The 16160-nt window shown below is 71.0% G+C and carries 13 protein-coding genes; 1 reads left to right on the top strand and 12 read right to left on the bottom strand.

The genetic code is table 11. From position 1 onward, the window contains the following. Positions 1 to 62 precede the first annotated feature (62 nt). Positions 63 to 983, top strand: coding sequence for an AEC family transporter (locus CG719_RS19300; RefSeq protein WP_100569895.1), 921 nt, complete (start codon positions 63 to 65; stop codon positions 981 to 983). Positions 984 to 1120: 137 nt separating this feature from the next. Here CG719_RS19300 and CG719_RS19295 read toward each other — a convergent pair whose 3' ends face one another. The 12 genes from CG719_RS19295 to CG719_RS19240 all read right to left on the bottom strand — a co-directional run bounded on the left by CG719_RS19295 (position 1121) and on the right by CG719_RS19240 (position 16085). Continuing rightward, on the bottom strand, positions 1121 to 2404 hold the full coding sequence (locus tag CG719_RS19295; RefSeq protein WP_100569894.1) for a thymidine phosphorylase: 1284 nt from the start codon (positions 2402 to 2404) through the stop codon (positions 1121 to 1123). An 81-nt stretch (positions 2405 to 2485) separates the two neighbouring features. After that, positions 2486 to 2887: a cytidine deaminase gene (locus tag CG719_RS19290; RefSeq protein ID WP_100569893.1), complete on the bottom strand. Its 402-nt coding sequence runs from the start codon at positions 2885 to 2887 to the stop codon at positions 2486 to 2488. Next, entirely contained in the window at positions 2884 to 4146 is a 1263-nt protein-coding gene (locus CG719_RS19285; RefSeq protein WP_100569892.1) for an ABC transporter permease, read from the bottom strand. Before CG719_RS19285 ends, CG719_RS19290 begins: the two co-directional genes overlap by 4 nt. Beyond that, a complete protein-coding gene (locus tag CG719_RS19280) occupies positions 4146 to 5273 on the bottom strand; it encodes an ABC transporter permease (RefSeq protein WP_100569891.1) in 1128 nt (375 codons plus the stop codon). The genes CG719_RS19285 and CG719_RS19280 overlap by 1 nt, the downstream gene beginning before the upstream one ends. Then, positions 5270 to 6865, bottom strand: a complete 1596-nt coding sequence (locus CG719_RS19275; RefSeq protein WP_199836692.1) for an ABC transporter ATP-binding protein — start codon at positions 6863 to 6865, stop codon at positions 5270 to 5272. Before CG719_RS19275 ends, CG719_RS19280 begins: the two co-directional genes overlap by 4 nt. Before the next feature lie 227 nt (positions 6866 to 7092). Next, positions 7093 to 8142, bottom strand: coding sequence for a BMP family lipoprotein (locus tag CG719_RS19270; RefSeq protein ID WP_100569889.1), 1050 nt, complete (start codon positions 8140 to 8142; stop codon positions 7093 to 7095). A 302-nt stretch (positions 8143 to 8444) separates the two neighbouring features. Continuing rightward, positions 8445 to 9482, bottom strand: coding sequence for a BMP family lipoprotein (locus CG719_RS19265; RefSeq protein WP_100569888.1), 1038 nt, complete (start codon positions 9480 to 9482; stop codon positions 8445 to 8447). Positions 9483 to 9753: 271 nt separating this feature from the next. Then, the gene (locus CG719_RS19260) at positions 9754 to 10992 is read right to left on the bottom strand and encodes an amidohydrolase (RefSeq protein ID WP_100569887.1); all 1239 of its coding nucleotides are present in this window, start codon (positions 10990 to 10992) and stop codon (positions 9754 to 9756) included. A 342-nt stretch (positions 10993 to 11334) separates the two neighbouring features. Further along, a complete protein-coding gene (locus CG719_RS19255; protein ID WP_100569886.1) occupies positions 11335 to 12435 on the bottom strand; it encodes a hypothetical protein in 1101 nt (366 codons plus the stop codon). Positions 12436 to 12469: 34 nt separating this feature from the next. Further along, complete coding sequence (locus CG719_RS19250) at positions 12470 to 13408, bottom strand: N-acetylneuraminate synthase family protein (protein ID WP_100569885.1); 939 nt, start codon at positions 13406 to 13408, stop codon at positions 12470 to 12472. A 14-nt stretch (positions 13409 to 13422) separates the two neighbouring features. Beyond that, positions 13423 to 14709, bottom strand: coding sequence for an acylneuraminate cytidylyltransferase (locus CG719_RS19245; protein ID WP_100569884.1), 1287 nt, complete (start codon positions 14707 to 14709; stop codon positions 13423 to 13425). A 32-nt stretch (positions 14710 to 14741) separates the two neighbouring features. Beyond that, complete coding sequence (locus CG719_RS19240) at positions 14742 to 16085, bottom strand: DUF6716 putative glycosyltransferase (protein WP_100569883.1); 1344 nt, start codon at positions 16083 to 16085, stop codon at positions 14742 to 14744. Between the last annotated feature and the right edge of the window lie 75 nt (positions 16086 to 16160).

The following is a 16160-nucleotide window of genomic DNA, read 5'->3' as shown; positions in this document are numbered from 1 at the left end:
ATGCCCCACGGATCAGCACCGCCCTGGATACCCGACGGCCTCCTGCCCGTGGAGGAGGCCGTGTGCAAGGGGTGCTGAGCGGGTTCGCGGTCATCGCGGTCGTGATCGGCGTCGGCTACGTCATCGGGCGCCGCGGCTCACTCGGCGACCAGGGCCGTGAGGTGCTGACCAGGCTGGCCTTCCACGTGGCGTCCCCCGCCCTGCTGTTCACGACGCTCGCGCGGGCCGACCTGTCGGTGATCTTCTCCAGCCGGCTGCTGGTGACGGCGCTGAGCACGGCCGCGACGGCGTGCGTCTTCGTGGCCTTCGGCGCGGTCCGCCGCTGGGGCGTGGGCCGCACCACGATCGGTGCCCTGTGCTCCAGCTATGTCAACTCCGGCAACCTCGGCATCCCGATCGCCGTGTACGTCCTGGGCGACGCCTCCCTGGTGGCCCCGGTGCTGCTGTTCCAGCAGATCATGGTCACGCCCATCGCCCTGACGGTGCTGGATCTCTCCGGCACGGGCGAGAAGGGATCCCTGTGGCAACGCCTGCTCACCCCGCTGCGCAACCCGATCGCGGTGGGCTCCCTGAGCGGGGTCCTGGTCTCCGCGACCGGCCTGCGGGTACCCGGCGCGGTCATGGACCCGATCGCCCTGATCGGCAACATGTCGGTCCCGGCCGTCCTGCTGGCCTACGGCATCTCCCTGCGCGGCAGCGCGGCCCCCGGCCGCGGCCGCGACCGCCACCTGGTGCTGCTCGCCGTCGCCCTGAAGTCGGTGGGCCAGCCACTGGTGGCCTGGGCCCTGGCGGCGGGCGTCTTCGGTCTGAGCGGAGCGCCGCTGCTGGCAGTGGTGGTGACCTCGGCCCTGCCCGCCGCACAGAACCTGTTCACCTACGCGAGCCGCTACCGCGTCGGCGAGTCCCTGGCCCGCGAGTCCATCCTGCTGTCGACGATCCTGTCGGTGCCGGTGCTGGTGGCGGTCGCGGCACTGCTGGGCTGACAGCCTGTCAGCCTGTCAGCCGCTGACGATGAGTGCGCTCACGACGGATCCCTATCGGTGCGTCACCGATCCCAGCATGCCGAACGGGACCGGTGGAGGTCCACCGATCCCGTTCAGCCGAACACGGAAAGCGCAGGTCAGGCGATACGTTCCAGCACCACCGGCGAGGCGGTGAAGTCCGTGCCGGGGGCCGCGATGTCGTACGAGCCCTCGACCGACTGGAGCGCGTACTCGAAGCGCTCGGGGGTGTCGGTGTGGAGGGTCAGAAGGGGCTGGCCCTCGGTCACCAGGTCGCCGGGCTTGGCGTGCAGCTCGACGCCCGCGCCCGCCTGGACCGGGTCCTCCTTGCGGGCACGGCCGGCGCCCAGGCGCCAGGCGGCGACACCGACGTCGTAGGCGTCGAGGCGGGTCAGGACGCCGGAGGACGGGGCCGTGATCACGTGCTGTTCCCGGGAGGTGGGCAGGGGGGCGTCGGGGTCGCCGCCCTGGGCCGCGATCATGCGGCGCCAGACGTCCATGGCGGAGCCGTCGGCCAGGGCCTTCGCCGGGTCCGCGTCCTTCAGGCCGGCCGCGTCCAGCATCTCGCGCGCCAGGGCCAGCGTCAGCTCGACCACGTCCGCCGGGCCGCCGCCGGCCAGGACCTCGACCGACTCGCGGACCTCCAGCGCGTTGCCCGCCGTCAGGCCGAGCGGGGTCGACATGTCGGTCAGGAGCGCGACGGTCCGCACGCCGTGGTCGGTACCCAGGCCGACCATCGTGGAGGCCAGCTCACGGGCGTCGTCGAGGGTCTTCATGAAGGCGCCGGTGCCCACCTTCACGTCGAGGACCAGCGAGCCCGTGCCCTCGGCGATCTTCTTGGACATGATGGAGGAGGCGATCAGCGGGATCGCCTCGACCGTGCCGGTCACATCACGCAGGGCGTACAGCTTCTTGTCCGCGGGGGCCAGGCCGTCGCCCGCCGCGCAGATCACCGCGCCGGCGCCGTCCAGCACGGACAGCATCTCCTCGTTGGACAGCAGCGCACGCCAGCCGGGGATCGACTCCAGCTTGTCCAGCGTGCCGCCGGTGTGGCCGAGGCCGCGGCCCGAGAGCTGCGGGACGGCCGCGCCGCAGGCCGCGACCAGCGGGGCCAGCGGCAGCGTGATCTTGTCACCGACACCGCCCGTGGAGTGCTTGTCGGCGGTCGGGCGGGACAGGGAGGAGAAGTCCATGCGCTCGCCGGAGGCGATCATCGCCGCGGTCCAGCGGGCGATCTCCCCCCGGTTCATGCCGTTGAGGAGGATGGCCATCGCGAGCGCGGACATCTGCTCGTCGGCGACCTCCCCGCGGGTGTACGCGTCGATCACCCAGTCGATCTGCTCGCCGCTGAGTTCGCCGCGGTCCCGCTTGGTGCGGATGACGGAGATGGCGTCCATGGCCATGAGGTTCGGTTCCTTCCGGGGTGCGAAGGGGGCGGGCGGCTTCCCCGGCCCCAAGGGGGGTACGGGAAAGCCGCCCGGGTCCTACTTGGTGAGGTGGTCCGGCCCGAAGGCCTGCGGCAGCATCTCGGACAGCGGCAGGATTCCAGCCGGGGTCTCCAGGATCAGCTCCGGCCCGCCGAACTCGTACAGCAGCTGGCGGCAGCGCCCGCACGGGACGAGGATCTCGCCCTTGCCGTCCACGCACGTGAAGTGCGTCAGCCGGCCGCCCCCGGTGTTCGCGAGCTGCGAGACCAGACCGCACTCGGCGCACAGGCCGAGCCCGTAGGAGGCGTTCTCGACGTTGCAGCCGGTGACGATCCGGCCGTCGTCGGCCAGGGCGGCGGCGCCGACCGGGTAGTTCGAGTAGGGGACGTACGCGCGGGTCATCGCCGCGCGCGCCTCCTGGCGCAGCGCCGCCCAGTCGACCGTCGTGTCCGCGCTCACTTGCCCTGTCCCTTCCGGTACGGCTGACCGTCCGCCTTCGGCATCCGCAGGTGCTGTGCCGAGAGCGACAGCACCAGCAGGGTGACGATGTACGGCGTGGCGGTCACGACCTGCTTGGGCACCTCGTGGGTGCCGAGGTACCAGGCGAACATCCCCGCCGAGACCACGGCGGTGATGACGGCGGGCACCAGCCTCTTCTTCCAGAGCAGGTATGCCGCGCCGAACACCAGCAGGATCGCAAGCAACAGGATCAGCGCGTGCACGTTGGTCGTGCCGCCACGCAGGTTCAGGCTGTCGGTGTAGCCGAACAGGCCGGCGCCGAGGGCGAGGCCGCCCGGCATCCAGTTGCCGAAGATCATCGCGGCGAGACCGATGTAACCGCGGCCGGCGGTCTGGCCGTCGAGGTAGACGTTCGAGGCCACGATGGACAGGAACGCGCCGCCCAGGCCGGCGAAGCCGCCGGAGATGATCACGGCGATGTACTTGTACTTGTAGACGTTGACGCCGAGCGACTCGGCGGCCACCGGGTTCTCGCCGCAGGAGCGCAGGCGCAGCCCGAAGGCGGTGCGCCACAGCACCCACCAGGACAGCGGCACCAGGGCGACCGCGACGACGGTCAGCGGCGACAGGCCGGTGATCAGACCGCCGAGCAGGCCGGCGACGTCGGAGACCAGGAACCAGTGCTTGCCGTTGAGGGTCTCCAGCCAGCTGGACAGGCCCGGTACGTCGAAGGTGCCGAGCGAGTCGATCGGCGGAGACTGCTTCGAGGAGCCCCCGGGGGCGTGCTCGAAGGTGAACTTCGACAGGTAGCGGGTGGTGCCGAGTGCCAGGATGTTGATCGCCACACCGGAGACGATGTGGTTGACGTTGAAGGTCACCGTGGCGATGGCGTGCAGGACGGCGCCGAGCGCGCCGCCGATGATGCCGAAGACGACACCGGCCCACGGGCCCCACTGGTAGCCGGCCCATGCGCCGAACCAGGTGCCGAGGATCATCATGCCCTCGAGGCCGATGTTGACGACGCCGGACCGCTCGGCCCACAGGCCGCCGAGGCCGGCGAGGCCGATCGGGACGGCCAGGCGCAGCGCGGTGGACATCTGGCCGGTCGAGGTGATGCCGTTCGCGCCGGTGACGATGCGGACGACCGAGGTCAGGACCAGCACGCCCGCGATGATCAGCAGGAGTACCGGGAGGGAGACACGGCGGCTGCCCTTGCCGGGCTGTTTGGCCTGCGGCTTGGCGATGGTCGCGGTGGACATCAGGCCGCCACCTCCTTCTTCTGGACGTTGTTCTGGGCGGCGGCCGCGGCGAGCTCGGCGCCGACCTGCTTCTGCTGGCGGCGCAGGCCCCACTGGCGAACGGCCTCGTAGGAGATGACGACCGCGAAGACGATCAGGCCCTGCATGATGGTGGCGATCTCCTTCTCGTACGCCACGGGGGTGGCGTAGTCGAGGGCGGGAGAGGCCTTGTCGAGGAAGGCGATCAGGAGGGCGGCGAAGGCGATGCCGACCGGGTTGTTGCGGCCGAGCAGGGCGATGGTGATGCCGGTGAAGCCGAGGCCGGTCGGGAAGCTCAGGCTGTAGGTGTGGGCGTCGCCGAGCAGCAGCGGCAGGCCGGACAGGCCCGCGACCGCGCCGGAGATCAGCATGGCGGTGAGCACCATCTTCTTGGCGTTCACACCGGATGCGGCGGCGGCGCTCTCCGACGCGCCGGTGGCGCGCAGGTCGAAGCCGAAGCGGGTGCGGTTGAGGACGATCCAGTAGACGACGCCCATGACGACGGCGAGGAGGACCAGGCCGTAGATCTGGCCGACGTCCGAGCCGAGGTCGATGCCCGAGACCCAGCCGGACTCCTTCATGGTGCCGGTCGTCATGTTGTTGCCGACCTGCACACCGAAGACGTCGCTGAGGGTGAGGTAGCCGATGAGGCTGGTGGCGATGGCGTTGAGCATGATCGTGGCGACGACCTCGCTCACGCCCCGGGTGACCTTCAGCAGACCCGCGACACCGGCCCAGAGGGCGCCGGTGAGCATGCCGACGAGCAGCAGCGTCGGTATCTGCAGGAAGGACGGCAGCGCCAGGTGGGCGCCGACGACGGCGGTCATCATCGCGGCGAGCCGGTACTGGCCGTCGACGCCGATGTTGAACAGGTTCATGCGGAAGCCGACGGCCACCGCGAGCGCCGCCAGGTAGTACATCGACGCCTGGTTGATGATCAGCACCTGGACGTCGGAGTACGACGCCTGCTCGAGCATCAGCGTGTACGGCTCGATCGGGCTCTTGCCCGAGGCGATCAGCACGACCGAGGTCAGCAGGATCGCCGCGACGAGCGCGATGACCGGGCCGGCCACCGCGAGGAGCACGCGCTCCTTGTCGAACTTCTTCATCGGGCCTCGTCCTCCGGACCGGCGTCTTCCGCGGTGGTTTCGGTGTCTTCCAGATGGCCGGACGCGGCACCCGTCATGGCCGAGCCCAGTTGCTCGGGGGTGATGGTGGCGGGGTCGGCGTCGGCGACCAGGCGGCCGTTGTAGATCACCCGCAGGGTGTCGGACAGACCGATCAGCTCGTCCAGGTCGGCGGAGATCAGCAGCACCGCCAGGCCCTCGCGGCGGGCCTCACGGATGTGGTCCCAGATCGCGGCCTGCGCGCCGACGTCCACACCGCGGGTGGGGTGGGCGGCGATCAGGAACTTGGGGCTGTGGCTCATCTCACGGCCGACGATCAGCTTCTGCTGGTTGCCGCCGGACAGGGAGGCGGCGGTGACGTCGATGCCGGGGGTGCGGACGTCGTACTCCTCGACGATCCGGCGGGTGTCCTCCTGGGCACCCTTGGGGTCGAGCCAGAAGCCCTTGGCGTTGGGGCGCTCGGTGACGTGGCCGAGGATGCGGTTCTCCCACAGCGGGGCCTCCAGCAGGAGCCCGTGCCGGTGGCGGTCCTCGGGGATGTAGCCGACGCCGGACTCGCGGCGCCTGCGGGTGGGCCAGGAGGTGACGTCCTCGTCCCCGAGGGTGATCGTGCCGGAGTCGGCGGACTTCAGGCCGATGAGCGCCTCGATCAGCTCGGTCTGGCCGTTGCCCTCGACGCCCGCGAGGCCGAGGACCTCGCCGGCGCGGATGGTGAAGCTGATGTCGTCGAGGACGGCCCGGCCGCCCTCGGCCTCCAGGCGCAGCTTGTCGACGGTGAGGACCGCGCGGTCGGTGACCGTGGACTCGGCGGTCTCCGGGGTGGGCAGTTCGCTGCCGACCATCATCTCGGCGAGCTGGCGCGAGGTGGTCTCGGCGGGAACGGCCGTGCCCACGGTGGTGCCGCGGCGGATGACGGTGATGTCGTCCGCGACCGACAGGACCTCGCCCAGCTTGTGGGAGATGAAGATGACCGACAGGCCCTCGGCCTTGAGCTCGCGCAGGTTGTCGAAGAGCGCGTCGACCTCCTGCGGGACGAGCACGGCGGTCGGCTCGTCGAGGATGAGGGTGCGGGCGCCGCGGTAGAGGACCTTGAGGATCTCCACGCGCTGACGGTCGGCGACGCCGAGGTTCTCGACCAGGGCGTCGGGGCGGACGCCGAGGCCGTAGCGGTCGGAGATCTCCTTGATCTTCCTGCGGGCGCCGCCGCCGATGCCGTACAGCTTCTCGCTGCCGAGGGCGACGTTCTCCAGCACGGTCATGTTGTCGGCCAGCATGAAGTGCTGGTGGACCATGCCGATGCCGCGGGCGATGGCGTCGGCGGGACTGCCGAAGCTCACCTCCTCGCCGTCGACCGCGATGGTGCCCTCGTCCGGCTTCTGCATGCCGTAGAGGATCTTCATCAGGGTGGACTTGCCGGCGCCGTTCTCGCCGACGAGGGCGTGCACGGTTCCCTTGCGGACCGTCAGGTGGATGTCGTGGTTGGCCACGACCCCGGGGAACCGTTTGGTGATGCCCGCGAGCTCTACCGCGATGGTCGGCTGGGCGGTGAGCGGAGGGCTGCTGGACGCGTCGATGGCGACTCTCCTTGGGGAAAGGGGCCGCTCTACGCGCGTAGCGCCCCTGCTTTAAATAGTGCCCGGACCTGATCGACCTTGACTTGTCCTCGATCCGTTCCGAGCATTCTGCCGCGTGAACGGGGTGCGAGTCGCTGTGCGCTTCCACACCCCGTTCCGCCGCCGTGACGCTGCCGCCGCAGCGTCGTTCAGGCCATCCCTACGAGGGGCCGCCCGCGGTCGTTCGGTCAGGAGTCCTTGACCGTGATCGAGCCGTTCTTGATGGCTTCCTCGGCCTTCTTGATCGCCTTCTGGAGGTCGGCGTTCTTCTTGAAGACGGGGTTGGAGTCGGAAAGGCTCACACCGCCGGTGGCCAGGCTGGCGCGCACCTCACCGGTCTCGGGCTTGCCGTCCTTGACGGACTTGGCCAGGTTGAAGACCGCGCCGGAGACGTCCTTCATGGCCGAGGTGAGGATCGAGTCCTTGTACTTGGCCAGCGCGCCCTGCTTGTACTGGTCGGAGTCGACGCCGATGGCCCAGATCTTGTGCTCGGAGGCGGCCTTGATCACACCCTGGCCGGACAGGCCCGCGGCGGCGTAGACGACGTCGGCACCGGCGTCGATCTGGCCGTTGGCGGCGTTCTCACCCTTGTCGGGGCTGGAGAAACCGCCCTCCTCGGCGGTCTGGGTCAGGTACTGCGACTTGACCGTGACACCCTTCTTGGTGTCCGCGACGCCCTGCTTGAAGCCCGCCTCGAACTTGTGGATGAGCGGGACGTCCACGCCGCCGACGAAGCCGACGGTGTTCGTCTTGGTCGTCTTGGCGGCGGCGACACCGGCCAGGTAGGAGGCCTGCTCCTCGTGGAAGACCAGGTCGGTGACGTTGCTCGCCGAGATCTGGTTGTCGTCGACGATGCCGAAGGTGGTCTTCGGGAACTTGGCGGCGGCGGCCTTGACGGCCGGCGCGTAGGCGAAGCCGACGCCGATCACCGGGTTGTAGCCCTGCTTGGCGAGCGTCTCCAGGCGCTGTACCTTGTCCGCGTCCGACTCACCGTCCTGCGGCTCGACGGCAGTGCTCTTGTAACCGAACTCCTGGTCGGCCTTGTCCATGCCGGCCGTGGCGGCGTCGTTGAAGGACTGGTCGCCCTTGCCGCCGACGTCGTAGGCGAGGGCAAGACCGAGGTTCTTGTCGCCGCCACCGGCCGACGAGCTGGACGAGCTGCTGCCACATGCGGAAACAGTGACGGCGAGAGCTGCGGTCGCGACACTCGCGACCGCTATACGGGACACCCGGCGCATGGAACGAGACTCCTTCGTGCAAGCGCCCATACCAGGCGCTGGTTCCGCCGCAGCGTAACGCGCGTAGACATGGCGGAAAACCCCTCCTTGCCAGAGTGTTATCCGACCGTTTTGATCCTTCGGTTCCAATCTGGCCCGGCGCGGGCACACGCCGGGGACTCCCACCGGCCCCCGTCCTGGCGGGCCGTGGCCGCCCCGTCACGGCGGGCATGCGCGCCGCACGCCGGCACCGGGACGCGGGAAGGCCCCGGACCGGTACGGTCCGGGGCCTTTCAGCCAGTGCTTGCGGCCCGACGGCGCGGTCACTGGGTCTTGATGGTGACCTTGCCGTCGATGATGTCCTGCTTGGCCTTGTCGACGGCGGCGACGACGTCCTTCATGGCCTTGTACTTCGGGTTGGAGTCGGCGAAGCCCACGCCGCCCGACTTCAGGTCGCCGCGCACCTCGCCGGACAGCGGCTTGCCGTCGACGACGGACTTGGTCAGCTCGTAGACCGCGCCGCCGACGTTCTTCAGGGCCGAGCCGAGGATCCACTCCTTGTACTTGTCCAGGGAGCTCTGCTGGTACTGGTCGGAGTCGACGCCGATCGCCCACACCTTGTGCGCGGCGGCGGACTTGATGACGCCCTGACCGGACAGGCCGGCCGCGTGGTAGACGACGTCGGCGCCGGCGTCGATCTGGCCGTTGGTGGCGCTCTCACCCTTGTCGGGGCTGGAGAAGCCGCCCTCCTGCGGGGTCTGCGTCAGGTACTGCTTCTCGATCTTGATCTTCGGGTTGACCGACTGGGCACCCTGGACGTAACCCGCCTCAAACTTGTGGATGAGCGGGATGTCCACACCGCCGATGAACCCGATGTGGTTCTTCTTGGTGGCCTTGGCGGCGGCGACACCGGCGAGGTAGGAGGCCTGCTCCTCGTGGAAGACCATGTCGGCGACGTTGTCGGCCTTCACGGTCTCGTCGTCGATGATGCCGAAGGTCGTCTTCGGGAACTTGGCGGCGACCGCCTTGACCGCCGGGCCGTACACGAAGCCGACCCCGATGATCGGGTTGTAACCGGCCTTGGCGAGCTGTTCGAGGCGCTGGATCTTGTCGGCGTCGGACTCGCTGTCGTTCGGCTCGACGTCCCGGCCGCCGATCTTGAACTCGCTCTCGGCCTTCTCGAAACCGGAGAAAGCGGCGTCGTTGAAGGACTGGTCGCCCTTGCCGCCGATGTCGTACGCCAGGCCTATGCCCTTGCCGGAGTACGCGCCGGACGCGTCGGAGCCGCCGCCGCCGCCGGACGAGTCGTTGCTGGACTTGCCGCACCCGGCGGCCGCGAGAGCGATGACCGCTACGGTCACCGCGGCTCGGGAGAACCTGGTCCTCGATGAGTTCAGACGCACAGCAAGCACCCCTTCTTGCCCACGGCACCGTCGCCGGCCCGCTTTCCCCATGAGCCGCCGCTGGTGGCGATTCCGGCGCACAGTAACGCGCGTAGAGGCCGAGGGAAACGGGGTTGAACCCGGCGTTACCGAACCGTGCCGACAGGGGGTGATTCGCGGGGCCCGGGACGGGGACGGGTGACACGACCGGAGGAAGGGGCACCTTCCGGGCGCCCCTTCGCCGGCCGGATCAGTGCGTCGGGTGCAGCAGGGCGGCGGCGGTGAACAGCTCCACGCCCACCCTGATGGCGGACTCGTCGGCGTCGAAGTCGCCCTGGTGCAGGTCGCGCACGGTCCGCTCGCCCGGGGTGCGGACCCCGAGCCGGGCCATCGCGCCGGGCACGTTCTCCAGGTACCAGGAGAAGTCCTCGCCGCCGAGGCTCTGCTCGGTGTCCTCCACGGCGGCGGCGCCGCGCCGGGCGGTCATCGCCTCGCGCAGCAGTTCGGTCACCACCGGTTCGTTGACGACCGGCGGCACCCCGCGCACGTAGTTGATCTCGGACTTGGCCTTGTGCAGGTTGGCGACCTCGTCGATCGCGGCGACCACGATGTCGGGCGCCTGCCGCCAGGCGTGGATGTCCAGGCAGCGGACCGTCCCGGCGAGTTCGGCGTGCTGCGGGACCACGTTCGGGGCGTGCCCGGACTCGATTCGCCCCCAGGTCACGGCGAGCCCGGCGCGGGTGTCGACCCGCCGTCCGACGAGCGCGGGCACGTCGGTGACCACCCGGGCGGCGGCGGTGACGAGGTCCGTCGTCAGGTGCGGTCGCGCGGTGTGCCCGCCGGGGCCGTCCAGCATGACCTCCAGCCGGTCGCAGGCGGAGGTGATGGGTCCCTGGCGCAGTCCGATCCGGCCGGCGTCGACCCGGGGGTCGCAGTGCACGGCGACGATCCGGCTCACTCCGTCCAGCGCGCCGCTCTTGATGACCTCGGCGGCGCCGCCGGGCAGCACCTCCTCCGCGGGCTGGAAGATCAGCCGCACGGGCCGCGGCAGCAGCCCCCGCCGGTGCAGGTCCGCGAGGACCAGTCCTGCACCGAGGACGACGGAGGTGTGCACGTCGTGCCCGCAGGCGTGGGCGCGGTCGGGCACGGTGGAGCGGTACGGGATCTCGCTCTTGGTGTCGGGGATGGGCAGGGCGTCGATGTCGGCGCGCAGGGCGAGCACACCCGGCCCCCCGCCACCGGGATCGCCCCCGATGTCGCAGACGAGCCCGGTCCCGGCCGGCAGGACCCGCGGCGCGAGCCCGGCCTCCTCCAGCCGCTCCTTGATCGCGGCGGTGGTACGGAACTCCTGGTTGCCGAGCTCGGGGTGCATGTGCAGGTCGCGCCGGAACGCGACGAGCTCGGCGTACAGCGCCTCCGGCAGGGTGCCGGGAAGGGCGGCTTCCGCGGTGGCATCAGCGGGGAGATCGGCCTCGGACTCTGGGGACATCAGTTGCTTCACCCTCTGAAGGGTAGGACGCCGGGGTGGTCAACTGACCCTCGATCAACAAAAGTTCAACCCGTTAGGGGAAGGAAAGGTGACCGCCCGGCGCATACGTATCGACTGGGATGGGTAAACTCGCCCGCCTTCGCCGGCCGAGCGGATCACGGGGCCCCGGGGGGAGTGGCTCACGTCACGCCCCTGGCACCCCGCCCCATTTGTTCTTTTCTCCACGCATACCACGTCCCACGGGAACCACGCCCGCAATGTTCACCTGGCGGACGGCCGTCCGTGGGGCTCCCGTCCCCTCCGGGCCCCTCGGAGCCGCCCCGGAACGCCCCGGAGGGGCGTTCAGCCGGTCTGGGCCGTACGGGCGAGGCGATGCACGTCACGGGCGGTGCCGGTGACGCCGGAGAGGAAGCCCTGGGCCCGCGGGGAGGCGTGCGCCGTCAGCCAGCTCGGGTCGATGTCGCAGACCGTGACGCGCACCTCCGTGCCGGCCAGGGCGAGCGGCAGGGTGTGGACGACGGTGGAGGGGAAGCTGAGGATCGTACGGCCGATCGGGCCCCGGCGGGCGATCAGCTCCAGCGGGAGTTCGGGGCGGACGATCTGCAGGCCCGTCTCCACGGCCAGCCGGTGCAGCTTCTCGGTGCTCTCGCGCCGGTGGGCGAAGTAGCGGAGCGCCCCGTGCGCCTTGGCCAGTGCCCGTACGGCGTCCACGTAGCGGTCGGCGTCGACGACGCCCGTCTCCACCAGTGACGTGCCGACCAGGTCGGCGCCCGCGATGACGGTGGGCGGGCCGAAGCGGGCGCGGGTCCAGGCGAAGCGGTTCGCGGTGACGGTCACGCCCTGCGGGGTCTCGTCGATCGGCATGGACGAGAACACCTCCACCCGGCGGCGTTCCCCGCGAGGGGTGAGCCGGCGCCGGGCGACGGCCGACACCGGGCCGAGGACGAGGTCCCGCGGGCCGCGGCGGCCGCCCTTGCGGTGCCAGCGCACCAGCCGCTCGCCGCGGGCGAGCTGGCCGACGAACTCCATCGTCGCCGTGCCGTCGTCCACGACCACGAGCTCCCGCGCCCGGGTGATCGTCAGCAGCAGCTGCACATAGCGCGAGAACGGGTCCCCCATCACGACCCGCTCGGCCCGCCGGAGCGGCCCGGCCAGGCCGCCGATGGTCCGCAGCGGCGCCCCGGCCCCGCCCCGCGCCTCCTCCCAGCGCACCTCGTGCCCCTCGTCCCGGGCGAGCTGGGCCATCCGCCGCAGCTGGCCGCGGCTCATCGGATCGGTCGGCGACAGCACGACGAGGGTGAGCCCCGACTCCGGGCGGGCGCCGGAAGCGGTCCCGCCCGGACCGGGGGCGCGGTCGGCCGTATGACCGCGGGCGTGAGCCCACTCCAGCACGTTCAGCAGTTGTACCGGGCTCTCGACGAAGGCGAGGGTGCGGGGGCTCATCGGCGCGGGACCGTCCGTCTTAAGGGGCTGGGGCTCACACCGCGACCGGCTCGCCCGCGGCGGCGGCGATCTCCGCCTCGGCGACGACGCCGGTGACACGGCGCAGCTTCTTCATCGGGCCGCGCTCGGAGTCGTAGACCTTCTTGACGCCGTCGCCGAGGGAGGCCTCGATGGTGCGGATGTCGCGGACCAGGCGCTGCAGGCCCTGCGGCTCGACGGAGGCGGCCTGGTCGGAGCCCCACATGGCGCGGTCCAGGGTGATGTGGCGCTCGACGAAGACGGCGCCCAGGGCGACCGCGGCCAGCGTGGTCTGCAGGCCCGTCTCGTGGCCGGAGTAGCCGATCGGGACGTTCGGGTACTCCTTCTCCAGGGTGTTGATCACGCGCAGGTTCAGCTCCTCGGCCTTCGCCGGGTACGTCGACGTGGCGTGGCACAGCAGGATGTTGTCCGAGCCCAGCACCTCCACCGCGTGGCGTATCTGCTTGGGCGTGGACATGCCGGTGGAGAGGATGACCGTGCGGCCGGTCGCGCGCAGGGCGCGCAGCAGTTCGTCGTCCGTCAGGGACGCGGAGGCCACCTTGTGGGCGGGCACGTCGAACTTCTCCAGGAAGGCGACGGCCTCGGTGTCCCACGGGGAGGCGAACCAGGCGATGCCCTTCTCCCGGCAGTACTCGTCGATCTGGCGGTACTCGTCCTCACCGAACTCCACGCGGTGGCGGTAGTCGATGTAGGTCATCCGGCCCCAGGGGGTGTCGCGCTCGATGTCCCACTGGTCGCGCGGGGTGCAGATCTCGGGCGTGCGCTTCTGGAACTTGACGGCGTCGCAGCCGGCCTCGGCGGCGGCGTCGATCAGCTTGAAGGCGTTCTCGATGTCACCGTTGTGGTTGATGCCGATCTCACCGGTGACGTAGACCGGGCGGCCGGGGCCGGCCTCGCGCGAACCGAAGGTGCGGATGCGGGAGTTGGTGCTCATGGCAGGAGATGTCCTTACTTGGTGAGGGAATCGAGAGAGGGGCCGAGGATCCAGCTGGCGATCTCTCGGATCGCGCCGTCGCCACCGGGGACGGTGGTGACCGCGCGTGCGGCGCCGCGTACGACGTCGTGGGCGCTCGCGACCGCCACGGGCCAGCCCACGAGGGAGAAGCACGGGAGGTCGTTGACGTCGTTGCCGACGTAGAGCACGCGCTCGGGCGCGATGCCCTGCTCCTCGCACCACTGCTTCAGCGCGAGGTCCTTGCGGTCGATGCCGTGCAGCACCGGAAGCCTGAGCTTGCGGGCGCGGGCGGCGACGACCGGGTTCTGCTCCGTGGACAGGATCAGCATCCTCAGGCCGCTGTCGCGCAGCGCCGCGATGCCGAGGCCGTCCCCGCGGTGCACGGAGACGAACTCCCGTCCGTCGGAGTCGATCAGCACCCTGTCGTCGGTCTGGGTGCCGTCGAAGTCGAGTACGACCGCGTCCACGTCGGCGGCGGTCGGCAGCGCCCCCGGCCGGCCGGCGTCGAACAGCGGGGCCAGCGCCCGCGCCCGCGCCAGGTCGTGCGGGTCGTCGATCTCCAGCACCCGCGCCGGGTCGGTGCGGACCGGTTCGGTACGGCCGAAGAAGCGGTGCCGGTGCGTGCGGAACCCGGACGCCGCCATGGCGTAGGCGGCGCCGGTCTCCAGCAGGTCCTGGGGGCGGTCCTGGCGGCGCGGGCGGAAGGACTTGTCGTGGTTGACGCCGTAGCCGCCCTCGGTGGCCGGGGAACCGGCGGCGGCCTCGTCCGGCGGCGTGCCGTGGGTCGCCGGGTCGTCGGCGGCGTCCCGCCACACGAAGCCGTGGAAGGGCGCCACGGTCACCGCGGTGTCGGCGCCGTCCTCGACGACCGCGCCCGCGACCCCGTCGACGTCCTCGCTCGTCAGGAACGGGCTGGTGCACTGCACGAGCAGCACCACGTCCACCGGGGCGCCGTGCAGTGCCTCGTACGCGTCCATGGCGTGCAGCACCGCGGCCTCGGAGGTGGCGGTGTCACCGGCGATGGCGGCGGGCCGCAGCACCACCTCGGCGCCGGCCTGGCGGGCGGCGGCCGCGATGGCCTGGTCGTCGGTGGAGACCACCACGTCGGTCACCAGCCGGGCCGCCCGGCACTCGCGCACGGCACGGGCGACCAGCGGGGCACCGCCGACGGGGGCGAGGTTCTTCGCGGGTACGCCCTTGGAGCCGCCGCGCGCGGGTATCACCGCGAGCACGCGGCGCGCCGGGGCGCCGGGTCCCGCGTCCGGGTGGACGTCGGTCATGGGCTGCACTCCTTGGGGTGGGATGCGGTCGCTCACAGCTCCCCCATCCGCCGGATCACGGGCGCCACGCGCTGCACGCCGTGGCGGTAGGCGCCGCGGGCGGCATGGCGGAAGATCCGCCGCACCGGGCCGGGCGCCCGGTCGGCGGTGGGCGCGCCCGGCAACGGGCCGCCGTCGGGGGCGAGATGGTGGCGGGCGAGGATGCCGGGCAGATAGCCGGGGGCGGTGACGGGCGTGTAGTAGGGCTTCAGCGGCGGGAGCTCACCGGCGCCGAGCAGTTCGTCGACGCGGTGGCGGGCCCTGTCGAAGGCCGCCTCGTACGTGCCTCCGGTGGCGACGCCCTGGCGGTCCACCCACCGCGGGTCCGGTTCGGGCTCGTACCCGTCGTCGAGTTGGTCCCAGGAGGCCAGGCAGCCGGAGCCCACGAAGTGGTGGTTGCCGTACGCCTCCCGCACCCCGAGGTCGGTCAGGACGACGGTGGGGATGCGCCGGTGCAGGGACTCCAGGGCGGCCGTCGAACTCACCGTGACCAGCAGGTCGGTGCGGTCCAGGACCTCGCCCATGTTCCCGTACACCAGACGGAGGTTGGCGGGCAGGTCCTTGCGCTGGGCCAGCTTCTGGTAGGGCAGTTCCTCGATGTGCGTGGTGTGCTCGCCCGGCTTGGAGCGGAGCTTGAGCAGCACCTCGCGCCCGGGGTGCCGACGGGCGTGCCCGATCAGCCGGTCCAGCAGGTAGACGCGGTCCTGGCGGCTCTGCGGCACGGACGGCTGCGCGGCGAAGACGACCGTGTAGGAGTCGTCGTCCGCCTTCCGGTCCGCGGAGTGCGCGGCGCCGCCGAGGAACGGCAGCGCCACCTCGGTCACCGACGAGGCGTCGGCGCCCACGCCCTCGTACACGGCCCGGAAACGGTCCGCGTCCTGACGGGAGTTGGCCAGGACGAGGTCGGCGCCGTGGCGCAGCAGCAGACCGTCGGTGAGCTTCTCGTAGACGACGCCGACGTAGCCGGTGACGACCACGGGCCGCTCGGTGCGTCCCTGCCAGGCGTGGGCCAGTCCGTGCAGCATGGCCTGGACGCCGCCGCCGACGAGGGCGAGCACGAGGACGTCGTACGGCTCCCGCGCCATCTCGCGCAGGAACTCGGCGGCGGTGACCTCGCTCAGACGGTCCGCGCGGACGCCGACCTCCTCGAGCTGGCGGGCGGTGGGGGTGGCACGGCCCCGCAGCAGATAGCCGTCGAGGCGGATGTCCGGTTCACCCGAGTCGGGGGAAACACCGGCGGAAACCAAGCGGTTCGCCGTGAGCGCACCCCATTTCCACCGGGTGTCGGAATCCGCGAGAACGGCTACTCGCCGGGACTTCTTCGCACTGGCTGGCACGTCGAAGACCGTAGGAAGGCATTTCTAGGAATCGCCCAACCCGAGCGCAACAAACGGTTAACAGCACATCGCCGA

It is taken from the genome of Streptomyces sp. CB01373 (assembly GCF_002803075.1).
In the GTDB taxonomy this organism is placed as follows: Bacteria; Actinomycetota; Actinomycetes; order Streptomycetales; family Streptomycetaceae; genus Streptomyces.
Note: the sequence above shows the minus strand (reverse complement) of the source record. Positions and strands in the feature narration are given on the sequence as shown.